Origin of the sequence: Arenibacter troitsensis (genome assembly GCF_900177645.1) — a bacterium.
In the GTDB taxonomy this organism is placed as follows: domain Bacteria; phylum Bacteroidota; class Bacteroidia; order Flavobacteriales; family Flavobacteriaceae; genus Arenibacter; species Arenibacter troitsensis.
This window is the reverse complement of record NZ_FXAO01000004.1, coordinates 63547-81801: the sequence shown is the minus strand read 5'-3', so window position 1 is coordinate 81801 and position 18255 is coordinate 63547. Positions and strand designations below refer to the sequence as shown.

17 protein-coding genes are annotated in these 18255 nt (G+C 39.9%); 3 read left to right on the top strand and 14 right to left on the bottom strand.

Annotation, left to right across the window (positions count from 1 at the left end):
• Positions 1-28: 28 nt before the first annotated feature.
• Entirely contained in the window at positions 29-1813 is a 1785-nt protein-coding gene (locus B9Y87_RS09960; protein WP_085498645.1) for a peptide MFS transporter, read from the top strand.
• Here the strand turns inward: B9Y87_RS09960 and B9Y87_RS09955 are convergent, their stop codons facing one another.
• From B9Y87_RS09955 to surE, 5 genes are all read right to left on the bottom strand, one after another.
• A complete protein-coding gene (locus B9Y87_RS09955; RefSeq protein ID WP_085498644.1) occupies positions 1814-3871 on the bottom strand; it encodes a ComEC/Rec2 family competence protein in 2058 nt (685 codons plus the stop codon). It abuts the gene before it with no gap.
• On the bottom strand, positions 3840-4400 hold the full coding sequence (locus B9Y87_RS09950) for a C40 family peptidase (RefSeq protein ID WP_085498642.1): 561 nt from the start codon (positions 4398-4400) through the stop codon (positions 3840-3842). Before B9Y87_RS09950 ends, B9Y87_RS09955 begins: the two co-directional genes overlap by 32 nt.
• Positions 4401-4590: 190 nt before the next feature.
• Positions 4591-5715 (bottom strand): lipid-A-disaccharide synthase, encoded by a 1125-nt coding sequence (gene lpxB / locus B9Y87_RS09945; RefSeq protein WP_085498640.1) that lies wholly within the window; start codon positions 5713-5715, stop codon positions 4591-4593.
• A gap of 66 nt (positions 5716-5781) precedes the next feature.
• Positions 5782-6063, bottom strand: a complete 282-nt coding sequence (locus B9Y87_RS09940) for a hypothetical protein (RefSeq protein ID WP_085498638.1) — start codon at positions 6061-6063, stop codon at positions 5782-5784.
• Entirely contained in the window at positions 6056-6835 is a 780-nt protein-coding gene (surE, locus tag B9Y87_RS09935) for a 5'/3'-nucleotidase SurE (protein WP_085498633.1), read from the bottom strand. The genes B9Y87_RS09940 and surE overlap by 8 nt, the downstream gene beginning before the upstream one ends.
• Before the next feature lie 354 nt (positions 6836-7189).
• Between surE and B9Y87_RS09930 the strand changes: the two genes are divergently transcribed.
• Positions 7190-9358: a carboxy terminal-processing peptidase gene (locus B9Y87_RS09930; RefSeq protein WP_085498624.1), complete on the top strand. Its 2169-nt coding sequence runs from the start codon at positions 7190-7192 to the stop codon at positions 9356-9358.
• Between the two features lie 76 nt (positions 9359-9434).
• Here the strand turns inward: B9Y87_RS09930 and B9Y87_RS09925 are convergent, their stop codons facing one another.
• The 5 genes from B9Y87_RS09925 to msrB all read right to left on the bottom strand — a co-directional run bounded on the left by B9Y87_RS09925 (position 9435) and on the right by msrB (position 12767).
• On the bottom strand, positions 9435-9683 hold the full coding sequence (locus B9Y87_RS09925) for a peptide methionine sulfoxide reductase (protein ID WP_085498622.1): 249 nt from the start codon (positions 9681-9683) through the stop codon (positions 9435-9437).
• 28 nt (positions 9684-9711) lie between these two features.
• On the bottom strand, positions 9712-11280 hold the full coding sequence (locus B9Y87_RS09920; RefSeq protein WP_085498620.1) for a protein adenylyltransferase SelO: 1569 nt from the start codon (positions 11278-11280) through the stop codon (positions 9712-9714).
• A gap of 7 nt (positions 11281-11287) precedes the next feature.
• The gene (locus B9Y87_RS09915; protein WP_245808689.1) at positions 11288-11584 is read right to left on the bottom strand and encodes a GNAT family N-acetyltransferase; all 297 of its coding nucleotides are present in this window, start codon (positions 11582-11584) and stop codon (positions 11288-11290) included.
• Between the two features lie 177 nt (positions 11585-11761).
• Entirely contained in the window at positions 11762-12313 is a 552-nt protein-coding gene (gene msrA / locus B9Y87_RS09910; protein ID WP_085498611.1) for a peptide-methionine (S)-S-oxide reductase MsrA, read from the bottom strand.
• Complete coding sequence (gene msrB / locus B9Y87_RS09905) at positions 12303-12767, bottom strand: peptide-methionine (R)-S-oxide reductase MsrB (RefSeq protein WP_085498610.1); 465 nt, start codon at positions 12765-12767, stop codon at positions 12303-12305. Before msrB ends, msrA begins: the two co-directional genes overlap by 11 nt.
• Positions 12768-12947: 180 nt before the next feature.
• On the opposite strand from msrB, the gene B9Y87_RS09900 reads away from it, so the two are divergent.
• Entirely contained in the window at positions 12948-13760 is an 813-nt protein-coding gene (locus tag B9Y87_RS09900; RefSeq protein ID WP_085498608.1) for a DNA/RNA non-specific endonuclease, read from the top strand.
• Here the strand turns inward: B9Y87_RS09900 and rodA are convergent.
• From rodA to mreC, 4 genes are read right to left on the bottom strand one after another with little or no spacing between them, the layout of a single operon-like run.
• The gene (gene rodA, locus B9Y87_RS09895) at positions 13757-15040 is read right to left on the bottom strand and encodes a rod shape-determining protein RodA (RefSeq protein WP_085499232.1); all 1284 of its coding nucleotides are present in this window, start codon (positions 15038-15040) and stop codon (positions 13757-13759) included. The genes B9Y87_RS09900 and rodA overlap by 4 nt on opposite strands.
• Complete coding sequence (locus B9Y87_RS09890) at positions 15030-16898, bottom strand: peptidoglycan D,D-transpeptidase FtsI family protein (protein WP_085498607.1); 1869 nt, start codon at positions 16896-16898, stop codon at positions 15030-15032. Before B9Y87_RS09890 ends, rodA begins: the two co-directional genes overlap by 11 nt.
• Positions 16895-17404 (bottom strand): rod shape-determining protein MreD, encoded by a 510-nt coding sequence (mreD, locus tag B9Y87_RS09885; protein ID WP_085498605.1) that lies wholly within the window; start codon positions 17402-17404, stop codon positions 16895-16897. Before mreD ends, B9Y87_RS09890 begins: the two co-directional genes overlap by 4 nt.
• Positions 17391-18212, bottom strand: a complete 822-nt coding sequence (mreC, locus tag B9Y87_RS09880) for a rod shape-determining protein MreC (RefSeq protein ID WP_085498603.1) — start codon at positions 18210-18212, stop codon at positions 17391-17393. Before mreC ends, mreD begins: the two co-directional genes overlap by 14 nt.
• Between the last annotated feature and the right edge of the window lie 43 nt (positions 18213-18255).

Here is an 18255-nt window from a genome sequence, read left to right as displayed (position 1 = left end):
GAATTAATAATTTGAAATTTTGTTGTATATGAATACCGATATTGAAAATTTATTTAAGGACAAGGTTCTTGGACATCCGGCAGGACTATTCGTATTGTTTTTTACCGAAATGTGGGAGCGTTTCTCTTTTTATGGGATGCGTATTTTATTGGTGTTGTTTTTAACGGCACCCATTATCAGTGATAATCCTGGTTGGGATTGGCCCAGGGAACATGCTCTGGCCTTGATAGGTACCTATGCTTCCCTTTTATATTTAACACCTATTATTGGTGGATGGATAGCGGATAAAATAACGGGTTATAGGGTGGCAGTGGTTTTAGGCTGTTTAATTATGACCCTGGGCCACGCGGCTATGGCCATCGAAACTACCGCCGCTTTCTATTTGGGCCTTGCCCTGTTGGTAATAGGTACAGGCTTTTTCAAGCCCAACATTACTTCCATTATTTCCGAAATGTATCATGGTAAGGAATCTAAAAAGGATGGTGCCTATACTATATTTTACATGGGTGTTAACGCTGGAGCCTTTTTTGGAATGATGCTTTGTGGGTATCTGGCCGAAAATTTCGGTTGGTCTTGGGGCTTTGGATTAGCGGGCATTTTTATGATGCTGGGTATGTTCCAATTTTGGCTAGCCAAGGATTTGTTTGGAAATATTGGTGCTAAACCCCTTAAAAAAGAGGAAATGGCCATATCCGCTAATGAAACGGATAGTTTAACGGGTACGCAAGTGGATAATGAGGTAGCAACCAAATTGAACCCCTTTACCCTTTTTGACAAGGTATTGATCGTTTTATCGTCCCTTGGTGGGTTACTTTATTTATTTAACGACCCTTTTGAAAAAATACAAGGTACCAACCTGATGCCATTTAGCTATGGTAATCTGAGTGGCACCAATATAGTAATTCTTTGTTCCCTGTTGTTGTTTTTGGCTTTAGTGGTTACCAGAATAGCCAGATACCTGCCTGTAGTAAGGGATCGAATTATAGCCGTGTCGATTTTCGGGTTTTTTACGGTCTTCTTTTTTGCTTTTTTTGAACAGTCCCTGGGGTCAATGACCATTTTTGCCAGGGATTATACCAATAGGGAGCTTGTTGGTCAGTCAGCAATGGTATTTAAAGTGGTAGATGCCTTGTTAACAACAGTCCCCCTGGCAATAATAAGTTGGGTGTTGGTGTTGTTGGCAAAAAAGACCTTTACGCGTATTGGTCTGTCAAATATTGTTTTGGCTATCGCCTTTGTTGGACTTTGGATACTGGTGATCTATAGACTGGTGGATAAATTTTCCCAGGAAGGGAATCAAGTGGATGCCACTTGGTTCGGTATTCTCAATTCATTTTTTATTATTACACTAGCGCCATTTTTCTCAAAATGGTGGGAAAGTAAATATAATCCCAGTGCCGCTATGAAATATGGAATAGGCCTTATTTTGTTGGGCTTGGGTTTTGCCGTTTTGTCATTTGGTGCGTCGGGGATACCTTCAGGGGCCGAGACCGCATCCGTGAGTATGATATTTTTAATTTTGGCGTATTTATTACATACCATGGGAGAGCTGTGTATCTCCCCGGTAGGACTTTCCTATTTAAGCAAACTTGTACCGGCACGTATGATCGGTTTTATGTTCGGAATCTGGTATTTGGCCATTGCCATTGGGCAAAAGGCAGCTGGGACCATGGGAGGGATGATCGATAGGATTTCCGAACAATACTCTATGGGTACGTTCTTTTTAATATTCACTCTGGTACCTGTGGGTGTTGGACTTATTTCAATCATTTTGAATCCACTCTTAAAAAAGTTAATGCACGGCATAAGGTAACTAAGGCCAAGTGTACAGAAAAGCACCTTTTTCCCCGGTGTAATGAAAAGGGAGCATTCTTTTATGGCATGTAGCTTTCCATCGATCCACATAACTTTTATAATTGCTGCCATCCGCAATAATAATATTGGGTCTTATGGAATCTAAAAGCCGCTCTAAATTAATTTTTGGGGATTGGGTCAATACCAAGGTGTAAACATCGTGATTTATGGGGAGCGCTGTATGGATACTATCCAATAAGACCATTCTTTCCCCTTTTATTAGATAACTGTTTTTTATAGGTCGATGCTCCAATTCTCTGGTGTTTTGGGCAATGGCATAATCGTTGGTCATTCTTAAAGTGGCTGTGGGGTTGGAACAATATACCGTAAGTTTTTGTCCAGTTTGATGGATTATTCCACTATTACGGGCCACATGTCCTATCACAAGGGATTCTTTTTTTTGTGCAAGATGTCCAATGACCAGGACATAACATTGAAAACAAAGGATAAATATTAGGAATAAAAGGACCCTTTTGTAGGATGCTTTAATAAAGACCGTTACCATTGCTATAATAATACCATAGCTAAGAATTAACTGAACGCCATCAAAAGAAATATTACTAAATAGAAAGTTTTCCTGCTGGGCGACCAGCCCAATAACCCAATTCATCCAACGTATAACATTGTCGTATAGGGCAACGACAACATGCGGTAAACTGTTGGCCAGGGAAAGGACTATAACCAATATTCCAAAGCCTAAAATAAAGGTCAAAAAAGGAAGGATCAATAGACTTGAAATTAAAAACAATCCTGGGAATTGATGAAAATAAAATAGACTTATAGGGAATACCCCCAGTTGAGCGGCGATGCTTACGGAGACTAATTCCCACCCCTTTTTTAGGATCCAATATTGGGGATTCCAGATTTTCTGAAGCAAGGGGTAAATCCAGACAATTGCAAAAACTGCGGCGTAACTTAATTGAAATCCTACCTGAAATAATAATAGCGGATCCAACAGCAATAAAATAAAGAACAGGGACAATGCCAAAATATTAAAATGACTTGTTGGCCTGTTCAGGTACAGGGCATAAGCTACAAAGGTAAACATGGTTGTTGCTCTTAGGATGGAGGCGGAAAGTCCGGCCAATATCGCAAAGGCCCATAAAAATAAGACAATAACGACCAATTTTACGGTTCTTCCTTTGGGAAGGAGTTCCAAAGGTCTCAATAAAAAATGGAGCAGACCCAAAAGAATTCCGATATGTAAACCGGACAATGCCAATATGTGATAGGCTCCTGCATTCTTATAGTCGGTGTCGATTTCCGCTGTTATTTCATTTCGCTGCCCAAGGAGAAGTGCTTGGATAACACCCAATTCTTCTGAACCAAAATCCTCTTTTTTTAAATTTTTAATGATGTGGTCCCTTAATTTGTTGGCTAATCCAAATATGGTGGTGGAGTGCTGGGGCATAATGTAGTAGTCATGTCCTGTAAGTTTTACCTGATGTTCTATTCCAATATTGGAAAGGTATTTTTTGTAATTGAACTGATGGGGGTTTAAAGGATGGGATATAGGAAGCAGGGAAGCGTAGGTTACTATTTCGTCATCGACCATAAGGGGTCCAATAGAAGAATCTATGGCTATGTTCAATAGTATTTTACCGTTGACCGTTAAACTGTCCATGCTGTTAATATGTGCCACATACCTATCCGAATAGCCATTAGGCTTTAATACTTCACGAATTTTTAATGTGTAGACCTTATTTTTACCAATATTCTGTTGGCTATAATGCCGGCCAAGGTTGCGGGACTCGCTTAGAGTTAGGCTTAATATACCAATGGTTATGGCCAAAAGTCCCGTAAAAAGGCCAAATAGGAATGTGGGTAATTTATTGTAACGGACAAATACAACTCCCAATAGGAACAACGAAACTAGAGTAAGGGCGAAAGATGTTATAAGTGACGGACGCAGATAATATCCAATCAAAATTCCGCAGATAAGGCATATGGTAAGCTTTACGGTCGTAAACTGCAGCAGTCGCATCCTACAGGATCCGGGCAGCCTTAATAAAGGCATAATTCCAATAACCCTCCTGTAGCGAGGAAACTATAACACCTCGGGATGAGGTGGAATGAATGAATTTTATTTCATCCCCATCTACCTGGACCACCAGCCCTACATGGTTTATGTTGTTTTTTCTTCTGGAGGTCCCAAAAAAAAGTAGGTCGCCCTTGCTCACTTCCTTTAGATTTATTTTTTGGGCTTCCTCTGCCATTTGATAAGAGGCACGCGGCAATTGAATATCGTGTTTCCCAAAGGCCACATATAGCAACCCGGAGCAGTCCATACCTTTGTTGGTAGTGCCTCCAAATTTATAGCGGGTACCTGAAAAGGTTAGGGCGGTATTTATAATTTGCTCGGTTATTTTGGTCGCTGGTTTGTTTAAGGATTCACCTCCTAAGGGAGTCTCACCTTTAATTTCGGTTGGTTTTTCCGAAGCTTCTACTGTTATTTTTCTTTCTTCGCGAGAGACATTTTTTTTCTTGGCCGCACCGCAGCCAACCAGCGAAATAATTAGGAATAAAGAAAGAATTCTTTGAATCATCCAAGTTAAAGTTAGTCCTCTTGGATATCAAATTTAAATAATTAATTTAAAATCCGTCATTTTTTTAAGAAAACCCTTATAACTATTTACGGTCAGATCCCAAGAAATAGCTTTTATAAACCACAGGGTTATCAGTTTCGGTATGGTTTAAAATGGGGTAATGCGTGGTTCTTTGAACTATCAAAAATTTTCAATGATCCAACTGGGCACTCTGGATTATTAGGGATGCCGCTTTTTCACTGGCACCCTTGCCCCCAAGTTTTTTTTCCAATTCGTAATAGGCTTCAAACTGCTTCTTTCTTTCTGGACCGTTTAAAATTTTATCGAGCTCTTGGGTTAAGTTTTTGGTATTTAAGTCGTCTTGGATAAGTTCTTTTACAACCTCCTTGTCCATTATAAGGTTTACCAAGGAAATAAACTTAAGGGTAATGATCCTTTTTGCAATTTGATAGGAGATCCAATTGGCACGGTAACAAACAACTTGGGGGATCTTAAAAAGGGCCGTTTCCAAGGTGGCCGTTCCGCTGGTCACCAAGGCGGCATAGGAAAGGCTCAATAAATCATAGGTCTTGTTGGAAATTAGGCTTACTTGGGTCGATTTTAGAAAGGGCTGGTAAAACTCCAGGTCCAAACTGGGTGCCCCTGCAATTACAAATTGAAATTTGGGGAACGATTTTGTAACGGACAACATTATGGTAAGCATTTTTTGAACCTCTTGTTTTCTACTGCCCGGTAACAGGGCAACAATGGGTTTTTGTAAATCCAGATTATGCGCTTCCCTAAATTTTTTATCGTCTATCCTGGGAACCTCCCCAATGGCGTCTATAAGGGGGTGGCCAACAAAATTAACCGGATAGTGATGCTTTTTTTCATAAAATTCCTTTTCAAAAGGCAGAATTACGTGCATGGCATCAATATCCCTTTTTATCTTATGGATCCTTCCTTCACGAGAGGCCCATATTTGAGGACTAATGTAATAATTGGTCTTAAATTGGTTCTTTTTTGCCCAAGAGGCTATTCTAAGATTAAAGCCGGAATAGTCAATAAAGACAATTACATCTGGATTAAATTGGCTAATATCTGCCTTGCAAAAGGCAATATTTTTAAATATTTGATTGATATTTGTTATCACTTCCAGAAAGCCCATAAAGGCCATTTCTTTGTAATGCTTTACCAGGTTGCCTCCTGCAGCTTTCATTAAATCGCCGCCCCAACAGCGAATGTCGGCATCCGAATCCTCTTTTTTAAGGGCTTTTATGAGGTTGGAACCATGAAGGTCGCCCGATGCTTCGCCAGCGATGATATAGTATTTCATCCGTTTAGTTTCTGTGGTTCATTAGTCGTCCTTACGTTAGTTGATATGGATGGCGCAAGCCCGATCCTAGAAAACTTTATAATACAATATGAGCATGGCGGTGAAAAGGGTTGCGATCATTACACCCCTGGCCCTATAATCCCTGCGTATTCTTAAAAAACCAAAAAAGGCTACCAAATTTAGAATGGCCCCTAGCGCCAATAAACTGCCAACATGTCCCTGCTGAACCGCAGCCTGGTATGTTTCTATAATGCCGAAGTCGGAAAAGAGTATTATATACAGTAAAGTTCCTATGGTATTGGCAATGAGGCCAACAATTAATCCAATTAATATTTCTTTTTTAATCATTTAAATTCCAATTATTTATGCGTTGAATGGCGTGGTGTGCCGTTAGGTCAAATTGCGTGGGGACTACCGAAACATAGTTTTGTGACAGGGCATATTCATCCGTATCCTCTCCCTTGTCCAAGAGTTCAAATTCTCCGGTTAGCCAGTAATATTCCTTTCCACTGGGATTGGTTCTTTTGTCAAATTTCTCTTTCCAGTTGGCTCTGGCCTGTCTACAGATTTTTATGCCTTTGGGTGCCTTATTGTCGGTTTTGGGAATATTAACATTAAGCACAACCCCATTGGGAATACCATTTTTTAAGGCCTCCCGCACTATTTTTTGGACTGCCTCCTTACTGGTCTCAAAGTTGGCGTTCCAGGAATAATCACAAAGGGAAAAGCCTATAGCGGGTATTCCTTCAATACCGGCCTCTATAGCTGCACTCATAGTACCAGAATATATAACATTGATAGAGGAATTGGAGCCGTGGTTTATACCGCTAACACATAGATCGGGTTTTCTCCCCAAGAGTTCCTGTAGGCCAAGCTTAACACAGTCTGCCGGAGTTCCGCTGCAACTGTATTCTTCATTTGCCCCGTTTTCCAAATCTACCTTAATCTTTTTAATGTACAGGGTGTTATCTATGGTTATGGCATGCCCCATTCCCGATTGTGGACTGTCAGGGGCCACTACGACTACCTCTCCCAATTCCATCATAAATCGAATCAAAGCCCTTAGGCCAGGAGCTGTAATTCCGTCATCGTTAGTGACAAGGATCAAAGGTTTCGCCATGGTATATAATTTATGCTGCAAAAATACGTTTTTAATCTATTACCGCTTTTTCAATAAAACAGGATATATCATTAAATTTTGTGATGAATTTATGGAAATGGCCAGTTACTTCCAACCTTTGTCAGTGTCCCGGGGAATTGAGATATTAACAAAAGATTAATGGCATATTGGTATAATATGGCACGATTTTTTCGTTATCTTAGAGTAAATGGCATATTAGACCACTTTTAAAAGGCAAAACTTGGATTGCAGAGGTGGTTTGATTAATTTTAGATGATTATAAGAGTACAAAATGGAGGGGTAGTTTGTGTTGTATAAATTGCTCCAGATGTGGAAAAATATAAAAAAGAATAGATGAAAAGAAATTTAGCCTACGCCCTGATTGTAATGCTTGTTGCAGTAGCTTCATGCAGCTTTACCAACAAATCATTTGAAACTGACGATAAGGACAAGTTGTTATTGGACCTTATTACCTATGTACTGGAGCGCGGCCATTACCAGCCGAAAGATATTGATGATGATTTTTCCGTTCATGTTTTTGAAGGTTTTTTGGATATTTTGGATCCTACAAAAAGATATTTTTTGGAAAGCGACATCCAGGAATTTGAGAAATTTAAGTTTCAGTTGGATGATCAGATAAAGAATACCGATATAACTTTTTTTGATATGGTCTACCAACGCTTATTGAAGCGAATGGAGGACGCCAAGGAAATTTATAAAGAGGTTTTGGATGAGCCATTTGACTACGGCATCGACGAAACCATTGAGATCAATTATGATGAGCAAGGATATGTGGCCTCCCGTAAAGATTTAAAAGAGCGTTGGAGAAAGCAATTAAAATACGCCACTTTGGGCACTTACGATTCCAAACTGAATTTGAACAGGGAATCTGCCAAAACTAGCACTGATGCGGCCGATGAGGTTGCCTTTGAAGAGGAAAACAGTGCAACCGGACCATTAACTCCGGCACAGGCTGAAAAGGCTGCAAGGGAATCTACCAAGAATACCTTGGATGATTATTTTGATTTTGTGGATGATCTGGAACGTAAGGATTGGTTTGTACAATACTTGAATACCATAGTTGAAGTATTTGACCCACATACCTTTTATTTTGCGCCGGACGACAAGGAAAAATTTGACACCAGTATGTCAGGTAAATTTGAAGGTATTGGAGCCCGACTTCAAAAGAAAAAAGATCAGACCAAGATAGTAGAGATTATATCCGGCGGACCTGTTTGGAGGGATCAGCAATTGGAGGTTGGTGATGAGATTTTAAAAGTAGGACAAAACGGGGAAGCACCTGTCGATATTGTGGGTATGCGTTTGGATGACGCCATAAAGTTTATTAAAGGTCCCAAAGGTACTGTTGTGGATTTGACGGTTAGAAAGGTAGATGGTTCCCTAGTGGTAATTTCCATTACCAGGGATGTAGTGGAATTGGAGGAATCTTATGCCAAATCTGCTGCAGTCATAAAAGGCAATCAGAAATACGGACTTATTAATCTACCTAAATTTTATGTGGATTTTGAAGACTACAATGAAAGAAACGCCGCTACTGATGTGGCAAAAGAAGTAGAAAGATTAAAAGAAGCAGGAGCCGAGGGCCTAATACTTGACCTTCGTGATAATGGTGGTGGATCCCTTAAAACAGTTGTGGAAATGGCTGGATTATTTATTAAGGACGGGCCAATTGTACAAGTAAGGTCTACCGATAAAAAACCAGAAGTTTACAATGATAAGGACGAACGTATACAATGGGATGGACCTTTGGTGATTTTGGTAAATGAATTATCGGCCTCTGCATCCGAGATTTTGGCCGCGGCCATGCAAGATTATAAAAGAGGTGTGGTTATTGGCAGCAAACAAACCTTCGGAAAGGGAACTGTTCAAAATGTAATCCCCTTGGAGAATATTGTAAGAGGAAATGAGCACGGTGATTTGGGGGCAATAAAACTTACTACCCAAAAATTCTATAGAATAAATGGGGGGTCAACCCAATTGGAAGGTGTTAAGAGCGATGTTGTTGTTCCGGACCGTTATAGTTATATAGACCTAGGGGAAAGGGATCAGGAAAACCCATTGACTTGGGATAAGATTTCCCCGGCGGAGTACACTCCTTGGGATGGCTATATCGATTATGAGGCTACTATTGCCAGCAGCACCAAGAGAATGGCGCAGAACAATCAAATAAAATTGATTGAGGAAAATGCACAATGGATCAAAAAAGCCCAGGATGAAACCGTAGTTTCGTTGAAATACGAAGAATATAAGAAAGGTTTGGAGCTGGATAAGGAAAAGGCCAAGTATTTTAAGACCATTTCCGATTACGATTCACACCTTACCTTTGAATCATTGCAATATGAAAAGGAGTTGTTTGCCCAGGATTCCGTTTTAAGGGAAAAGCGCGATCGTTGGCATAAGGATTTGGCCAAGGATGTTTATGTAGAGGAGGCTGTTAACGTTTTACAGGATCTGAAATTGAATAATATAAAGAACTCTAAATTGGCCAGTGTAAAAGGTTAATTTTAAATACGTATTAAAAATTAAAACCTGCTCGATCGGCAGGTTTTTTTTATGAGATTAATTAATGCAATGTAGATTATAATAAGAGGTAATTATTTAAAAAGTCCATCACTTTTTCAGACGGCATTTCACATGGGTTTAATTTCTCCCCCATTTTTGAGATATAGAAGTTAAAACTGATGAAATCATTGTTGCCCAACTCTTCCGCATATACTTTAGTGCTCCTTCCTTCATTAAAATCGGTTCGAATTAGGGAATACTTTTTGCCTTGGAACAGGACAGTGGAGTGGCCCATTGGGATGGCTTTTATTTTTCTTGATAGCATTTTGTCAAGGAGATTATGGTGTTCTATCCTATGAGCTGCAGGATAGCATGGAACATCCTACTTTGTGCCTGGCCCATTCCGGTCGTTTCACAAACCATTTCTCGGCCGAGGTTTGTTCTTGATATGGATTTTTTAATAATTGAAAAAATTCATCCAATAAGGAATAATTCCCCTTGTCCGCATCATCTATGGCCAATTGTGCCATGTAATTTCTTAAAACATACTTAGGGTTTACATTATTCATTCTTTCCGCTCTCTGACTATCGCCAATACTTTCTTTTTGTAATCTATTTTGGTAGTCGGTAAACCACAGCTTCCATTTTTCAAGAGTATCGCCCTTAACTTCTTCTTGTACGTAAAAGGCATCCATTACTGGGGCCAAATAGTCCTCATTGGAAAGGTTATCCTTTGAAATGCGGTTCAGATTTCTAAAAAATATGGTCATATCCGTTTCTGTCAATTGAAGGTTTTCCTCCAATCTGTTCAAAAGTGCTGCGTCATTTTTGTCGGTATTGAAAAGACCAATTTTGGATTTCATCATCGAGAGATATTTTGTGGAATAATTATTACGGTATTCCAGTAAAATGTCTTCAAATGGCTTTGCCTCCTCTATTAATGGGAAGAGGGCGTTTGCCAATTGATACAGGTTCCAAAGCCCAATGTTTATTTGGTTCCCATATCTATACCGTTTATACTGTCGGTCCGTCGTATTGGGCGTCCAGCCTTCCTCGTAACCTTCCAGCCATCCATAGGGCCCGTAATCTATTGTAAGACCTAGAATGGACATATTATCGGTATTCATTACCCCATGTACAAAGCCTACGCGTTGCCAGTGTATAATCATATCAAGGGTGTTGTGGGTTACCTCCCTAAAAAAGTGAAGATAACCTTCCTTGGTCCCCTCTTTTAAATGGGGGAAGAAATGCCTTATAGTATAATCTGTAAGTGTTTTTAAAGTCTTTTTATCCTGTCTTGCAGAAAAAATCTCGAAATTTCCAAAGCGTATAAAGGAGGGTGCCACCCTGCACACCACGGCTCCCTTTTCATATTCAGGGTTGCCATTGTACAGTACATCCCTTAGCACCTGGTCCCCAGTGAGTGCTAAGGATAATGCCCTGGTGGTGGGCACTCCCAGATGGTACATGGCTTCGCTGCACAAGTATTCCCTAATGGAGGAACGCAATACCGCCAGTCCGTCTGCAGTTCTGGAATAGGGAGTTTCCCCGGCTCCTTTAAGCTGTAATGCCCATTGTTTATTATTGAGGTTAACTTCAAATAGATTAATGGCTCTACCATCTCCCAGTTGTCCGGCCCAATTGCCAAATTGGTGCCCTCCATAGCACATGGCGTAAGGATTGGTGCCTGGCAATACCAAGTTTCCGCTAAAAAGACTTTTGAATGCTTCGGACTTGAGATCGTCTTCGGTCAGTCCTAGTTCCTGTGCCAATTCTTTTGAAGCGTGTATCAAACTGGGGTTGGCAGTCGATTTTGGTTTTACATAGGAAAAGCATGCCTGCATAACCTGTCTTCTGGTGTTTTCATGGACAGGGTCGGCAGGGAGTTCAGTATTAAAGGTATCCTTAAAATTAAGGTTCATAGGGTGTTTATTGAATTATCGCGTTCCATTTTTCACTTCTTCTGGCAACAGCCTTTATATAGGAGCATACTGCCACGGCCTTGTATCCTTCTTTGGTCAACTGCTCAAAGGTTCGTTCCACTAGTTCCTTGCCATATCCTTTGCCCCTAAGATTATAGGGTACTTCCGAATAGGTCAAATACATTTTGCCATCCCTTAACTGGTATGCCACCTTAGCAATTTCGCCATTGATGGCCATGGTAAATCTATGGTTATCTTTTTCGTGTTGTACGGTCAAATTATCCATAATGATGTTATTTTGCATATTATATACCCTTTAAATTTTAGTGAAGGTAATTTCCAAAGTATTCGGAAATGGTTTTAATGCCCCTTGTTTAATATAGGTACGGAATAGGCCGTTTATTTATTGGCCTTAGGTAACCTACTATATAAGGTTACTTGTGGCTGCCTACAAACTAGGCTTTTATAACAATTGGTGTTCCTATACTTTTGTTTTTTTAATCTTATCCGCATGCATTTTTCTCAGCTTGCTTAGTTTTGGGGAAATAACGGCGCTGCAATAACCTTGGGATTGATTATTTCTATAATAATTCTGGTGATATTCCTCTGCTTCATAAAAGGTGCCTAGAGGGCTTATTTCCGTAACAATGGCTTCTTCGTAATAGGGTGCCACTTCTTTTAGAACCAACCCGGCAATTTCTTTTTGGGTTTTATTGTGGTAGTATATTACAGATCGATATTGGGTCCCTACATCTGCTCCCTGTCTATTTAAGGTGGTTGGGTCATGGCTGGTCATGAATATGACCAAGATGTCCTCGTAAGATATTATATTGGCGTCATATGTTATTTGTACCACTTCCGCATGGCCGGTAAGTCCAGAACAAACTTCCCTATAAGTGGGCTTGCCCGGAGCATTTCCACCGGTATATCCCGAAATAACCTTTTGCACACCTTTGACTTCCTGAAAAATGGCTTCCACGCACCAAAAGCAGCCACCTCCTACAGTAGCGGTCTCTAATTTTTTATTGTCCATTTGATATCCTTTCTTTAACTATTTTCATAGACTCTGAATTAATACAATAACGCAAACCACTTGGTTCCGGTCCGTCCGGAAATACATGCCCCAAATGGGCATCACAGGTATTGCACATTACTTCTACCCTTATCATACCAAAAGAAGTGTCCTTGTGGTATTTAATGGCATTTTCTTTTATAGGTTGCGTAAAACTTGGCCAGCCAGTACCCGAATTAAATTTTATAGTGGAATCGAATAAGGGGGTATCACAGCATATACAGCTGTATTTCCCCGCCTCATGGGTGCTGCAAAGCGCCCCGCTATGAGGTGCTTCGGTTCCTTTTTTCCTTGTAATCCTAAATTGTTCGGGAGTTAGTAGGTCTCGCCATTCCTCTTCCGTTTTATTCAATCTTTTATCAGGTTGTGGGTTTCCCTTTACACTGTAATTAATAATGTCTTTCCAAGTTAGCATGTATATTTTCCTTTCTTTATTATTGATTAAATATTAATGGGCAGTCTATAATATAGGTCTTTGGTGGTATGGGAAGTGATTTGGCCATCAACTTTAATGTTCAGGAAATTGGTCGTACAAACAGGCCAATACTTACACCCATGGAAATTCTTGAATGGTAGTTTTATCTATATTTACACTATGAATAAATATAGGAAAAATAGGATAATTTATACCACCCTAATGTTGGTTTGTGTGGTCTTATTTTGGCTGTTCGATAATTTTTATACGCCCGCGCCTTATTCCTTGCCTGAAGGTGAGGGAGATAGGACGGAAATTCCACAATGGCTATGGCCTAGTTCCACCACCGGTGAAATAGTACAGCATGCCCATTTTGCCCTGTTATATAACGAAGCTTATGAACAGGCGGAATGGGTGGCCTATGTATTGGAGAAATCGCACTTAACCTATGATGATCGGAAAAGACCACTTTTTCTTGAGGACCCTAAGGTGGGCAGCAGATCGGCAGATTGGAGGAACTACAAAGGTTCTGGATATGATAGGGGCCATTTGTGTCCGGCAGGGGATCGTAGATTCTCGGAAAACGCTTATAATGAAACCTTTTATACGAGTAATATTACTCCACAGGACAGGGATTTTAACGGCGGAGTATGGAATAGGCTGGAGCAGCAGGTGAGGTATTGGGCCAAAAAGGACGGGCCTTTATTTGTTGTAACTGCTGGAGTTTTGGAAAGGGGGTTGCCCAGTATAGGGGAGGAGGAGGTGGCCGTTCCAAAATATTTTTATAAAATCGTGGCTAAAGGACAGGGTGAAAATCTAAAAATCATAGGGTTTCTTTTTCCCAATAAGGAGAGTAACGGGAAACTGGATCAATTTTTAGTCCCTGTGGATACGCTTGAAAAAATGACGGGGATCGATTTCTTTGCTGGTTTGCCGGATGAACAAGAGGACAAGTTGGAAGCAGGAATAAGCAGCAGTGGATGGAGATTTTAAGTCAGTTCATTTAATCTATTGGCATCCAATTTTAGAAAAATGAACAAAAGTGCCGTAAAAAACAACAAACCGGAACCTCCATAGCTAAAAAATGGCAGAGGTATTCCAATAGTGGGGAGTACTCCTATAACCATGCCTATATTTATAAAATAGTGTACGAACAATATGGAGATTACGCCATACCCGTACATACGACTAAAGTCGTTTTTTTGGCGTTCAGATAGGTATACCAGCCTTAATAGTAATGTGGTGAACAATATTACCACAGTGGCAGTGCCCACAAATCCCCATTCTTCGCCAACGGTGCTAAATATGTAATCTGTGTGTTGTTCTGGTACAAAATCCCCTTTGGTCCTTGTTCCCTCCAAAAATCCTTTACCGTATTTTCCGCCCGATTCAATCGCTTTTTCGGATTGATAGGTGTTGTAGCCTATGTCCCTTCGAATCTGTTCCAATTTCTTGGGGTCCTTTTCCAATCGAAGCCATAGACTAAAGCGATCTCTATGCCTTTGTTCAAAAACGGAATTAAAAACAAAATTAACCGAAAGGGAGAATAATACAATGGCTATGTAAATAAGGGCAACGGGTATTATGGGTACTTTGAAGGATGGCTTTTTTAATAATAGGAACAACACCAATAACAGTCCTAAGATTATCCCTACCCAAATAGTACCGAACATTAGCGTAAAAATAAATATAAGAATAACCATAAATCCTATTCCGAGATAGTAGAGCGGAAGGCCTTCCCTAAAAATTACAAAGATCAATGCAAAGAATACGAGGGCGCTACCTGGATCTGGTTGGGGAATGATCAAGAATGCGGGTATCAAAATAATTAAAATTGAAATCATTTGATCCTTCCTCCGCTTTATATCTGTCTGTATATCGCTTAAATATTTTGCTAGGGCAAGTGCGGTGGCCACCTTGGCAAATTCAGAGGGTTGTAGGTTGAAAAAACCAAGATTGTACCAAGAAGTTGCCCCGGCAATAGTTTTGCCAAACACAAATAGACCTAGGAGCAATACGAGGGATATAATGTAAAACAGGCTCGAAAATCGTTCGTAAAAATTGGCTTCCAATGCCAAGATAATAATGATGGAAACAGCACTTGTTCCTATAAAAAACAATTGCTTTCCATGTAATGCGGCAAAATTGAATATAGACGGGTTGTCGTCCGTAAAGGTGCTGGAATAAATATTTATCCAACCAATAAAAACCAAGGAAATGTAAATGAGAACGCTAAACCAATCCAAGCGTTTTAAAACACTTTTACCAGACACGCTCATTTATTTTAAAGGGTTGTCCGCTATAGGGCTTTGCATATTCATGCTCCAATGTTTTTTCCAACATTCTTTTTTCCAAGTCTACACGGGTAATTTCACCTTTTAGATATTTTTCAATCATTAGGGAGGCAATGTGTCCAGCATATCGTGATCCAAAATATCCATTCTCAATGTAGACGGCAATGGCTATTTTGGGATTGTCAATGGGGGCAAAGGCAACAAAAACAGAGTTGTCCGTAAGTTGGGTGCGGACCCCATTGATTCTTGTAAAGTTTTCTACAGTTCCTGTCTTACCGGCAATTTCTATTCCTTCTATCTGCAGCCTGGCGGCCGTACCTTTTTTATACACTTCGGCCATGCCCTGTACAACCGGTTCAAAATGTTTTTTGTCTATGGTGGTGTGTTTTGCTTCTGTGAATTCTGGTATGCTGATTTCTTCACTGCCAATTTTTTTAAGGACATGTGGAGTAAAATAATGTCCTCTATTGGCAATGGCGGCGGTCATGTTAGCCAGCTGAATAGGGGTGACCTCTACCTCGCCCTGCCCAATGGAATTGGATATTATGGTAGAAGAAGACCATCTGTTTTCTCCATATATTCGGTTGTAATATTCCTTGTTGGGTATTCGTCCCGGTCTTCCAGTAGGTAGGTCATATCCCAAAAATGTTCCTAGTCCAAAACTTTTTACGTGCTTTTCCCAGGCATCCATACCTTCCGCAGAAGTGGGGAATTGGTCATAAATTTTTCGAAATGCTCCCGCAAAATAGGCGTTACAGGAGAGGTATATGCCAGAATTCATATTTCGTGTCCCTCCACCGCAATGACAACCTCTTTTTCTTTTTCCTACATAGAATCCGTTGTAGCAATGAAAAGTAGTTTCGGGCGTAATAGCTCCTTCCTGAAGGGCAACGAGGGCGTTTAAGGTCTTAAAAGGTGATCCAGGGGACTGTGAGGCCAAGATGGAACGATCAAAGGTGGGCTTTGAAATGGTATCATAATGCAATTTGCTATAATTCCTGGATCTCTCCCTGCCAACCAATAATGCGGGGTCGTAGGTTGGGCCGGAAATTAATGCCAATATTTCACCGGAAGCGGGCTCAAGGGCAACTATACCTCCATGTTTTCCTGTCATTAATTTTTCACCATATTCCTGAAGAATTTTATCTATGGTAACGGTGATTTGCCTGCCTTGTTCGGGAAGGGTATCCAGAGTACCGCTCTTGTAGGGGCCAATATCCCTATTAAATCGATCTTTTTGGATATATTTTACGCCTTTTCTACCTCTAAGGATGGTCTCGTATTCCTTTTCAATACCAGTGGTTCCCTTTAATTCCCCTGCAGCATAGGATGGATTTCTTTCCAGGTCCCATTCGTTAACTTCGCTGATATAACCCAAAACGTTGGCGCCACTGTGGGTATCATAATATCGCAGTGATCTTTTTTGAATATAGAACCCTTCGTATCTTCTCATTTTTTCCTGTAGTCTTCCATAATCCTCCTTGGATAGCTGAGGTACCAAAACAGAGGGAAGTCTGGGAGAATATACTCTGGCCTTGTTTAGTTGGGATATGAACCTCTCTTTGTCTATTCCCAATAGGTTGCAAAATTCAAGGGTGTCCAATGGTTTCACCTCTCTTGGAATGACCATTACGTCATAAGCCGGTTGGTTTGCCACCAAAAGTTTTCCATTTCTATCGTATATATAACCCCTTTCCGGATAATCATAAACTGCTTTTATGGCCGGATCTTCCAATATTTGATTAGGGGAAAAACTAAATATCTGGAGATAGGACAATCTGCCGATAAAAGTTAATCCAACCAGTAATATTATGGAGGATAAAAGGATTTTTCTCATTCTTTTTTAACACTAAAAAGTGAACTTAATAGTAAGCACAATATTAAGGTGGCTATACTGATAGTTAAAACTTTCTTCAAAATTAACAGTGTATTTTCAAAACTGAAAATTTCTAGGGTAAAGAAAACTAAATGGTGTATTATAATTAATAACGTTAAAAATGTAATTTGTTGTGCCTTAGTGGTGTTGGTTAGTTTAAAATTTTGAAATTCATAGTTTACCCCAAAGCAAAAGCGCATGATGGTTGGTCTTAAATAAGCAATGGTAACGGTGGCTGCTGCATGAATGGCAACGGTGTCCGAAAATAAATCTATTAAGAAGCCCAATAGAAAACTTAATAGTAGAAACAATTGTCTTTTTTCCTTGATAGGATACCAATAGAGAAATAGAATATACACCATTGGATTTATATATCCAAAAAAATTGAGCTTATTAAAAACCAATACCTGTACCAATATTAATAGTACAAATCTAATTATGTTAATAAAGTAGCTATTGCGAATCATTATTGGTCTTGGCTTCTAATTCTATTATTTCCTCCCTTTGAATGTTCTCTATGATGTATATACTCTTCACGGCGGCCATATTGTTGAAGAGTTTAATATCTATACTATACGAGCTTTGGGAATTGTTTAGATCAAAATTCCTGATGACCCCAATGGGAATGTTTTCCGGGAAAATGCTGGAACTGGCGCCTGTAACTATGGTATCCCCTATTTTTACGGGCACCAATCTTTCAATGTCGGCAAGTTGTACGGTGTTATAGTCTTTCGTATCCCATATCAATGAACCGTAATGGTTGGTGTTTTTGATTTTTGCGTTGATTCTGGATTTGGTATTCAGTATGCTCTGTACCGTGGCAAAATTTTTGGATGTATTCTCCACTATTCCAAGGATTCCGTTGGCAGTAATAACACCCATATCGGGCTTTATGCCCTGTGCACTTCCTTTTTTGATGGTAATATAGTTACGTGGCAGACTGTAACTGTTCTTTATTACTTGCGATGCAATCACCTTATAAGTAATATTCGTTGTGTCCAATAACAGGGAATCTTCCTTTTTTTGATTAAAAAGAAGGTTGCGTAATCGCTTGTTCTCCTCTACCAGTTTTTTGTTTTCCTCCCCTAAGCCAAAATAGGTGGTAATATTGCTCGTGGTCTCATAGATATTTCCCGTTAACCAGTTCGAGGAATTGAAATATTTGGAACGGTGATAGGAATGGGATTGTACGGTAAGCGCCAAGGCTATAATCAACAAGAAAAGATATAGCAAGAAATTTTTATATCTTAATACAAAGTTGATAATCTGCCGCATTCACTTAAATTGTTTTGTAAACCTTATTTGGGCTACTGCCCAA

What these genes read in the sequence shown, in the direction of transcription:
- B9Y87_RS09940 (WP_085498638.1), bottom strand. Translation starts at nt 6,063, where the DNA reads ATGATTAAAAAAGAAATATTAATTGGATTAATTGTTGGCCTCATTGCC.
- mreC (WP_085498603.1), bottom strand. Translation starts at nt 18,212, where the DNA reads ATGCGGCAGATTATCAACTTTGTATTAAGATATAAAAATTTCTTGCTA.
- B9Y87_RS09955 (WP_085498644.1), bottom strand. Translation starts at nt 3,871, where the DNA reads ATGCCTTTATTAAGGCTGCCCGGATCCTGTAGGATGCGACTGCTGCAG.
- lpxB (WP_085498640.1), bottom strand. Translation starts at nt 5,715, where the DNA reads ATGAAATACTATATCATCGCTGGCGAAGCATCGGGCGACCTTCATGGT.
- msrA (WP_085498611.1), bottom strand. Translation starts at nt 12,313, where the DNA reads ATGGACAATAAAAAATTAGAGACCGCTACTGTAGGAGGTGGCTGCTTT.
- B9Y87_RS09890 (WP_085498607.1), bottom strand. Translation starts at nt 16,898, where the DNA reads ATGAGAAAAATCCTTTTATCCTCCATAATATTACTGGTTGGATTAACT.
- B9Y87_RS09925 (WP_085498622.1), bottom strand. Translation starts at nt 9,683, where the DNA reads ATGCTATCAAGAAAAATAAAAGCCATCCCAATGGGCCACTCCACTGTC.
- B9Y87_RS09915 (WP_245808689.1), bottom strand. Translation starts at nt 11,584, where the DNA reads ATGCAAAATAACATCATTATGGATAATTTGACCGTACAACACGAAAAA.
- B9Y87_RS09950 (WP_085498642.1), bottom strand. Translation starts at nt 4,400, where the DNA reads ATGATTCAAAGAATTCTTTCTTTATTCCTAATTATTTCGCTGGTTGGC.
- B9Y87_RS09900 (WP_085498608.1), top strand. Translation starts at nt 12,948, where the DNA reads ATGAATAAATATAGGAAAAATAGGATAATTTATACCACCCTAATGTTG.
- msrB (WP_085498610.1), bottom strand. Translation starts at nt 12,767, where the DNA reads ATGCTAACTTGGAAAGACATTATTAATTACAGTGTAAAGGGAAACCCA.
- B9Y87_RS09960 (WP_085498645.1), top strand. Translation starts at nt 29, where the DNA reads ATGAATACCGATATTGAAAATTTATTTAAGGACAAGGTTCTTGGACAT.
- B9Y87_RS09930 (WP_085498624.1), top strand. Translation starts at nt 7,190, where the DNA reads ATGAAAAGAAATTTAGCCTACGCCCTGATTGTAATGCTTGTTGCAGTA.
- B9Y87_RS09920 (WP_085498620.1), bottom strand. Translation starts at nt 11,280, where the DNA reads ATGAACCTTAATTTTAAGGATACCTTTAATACTGAACTCCCTGCCGAC.
- mreD (WP_085498605.1), bottom strand. Translation starts at nt 17,404, where the DNA reads ATGATTCGCAATAGCTACTTTATTAACATAATTAGATTTGTACTATTA.
- surE (WP_085498633.1), bottom strand. Translation starts at nt 6,835, where the DNA reads ATGGCGAAACCTTTGATCCTTGTCACTAACGATGACGGAATTACAGCT.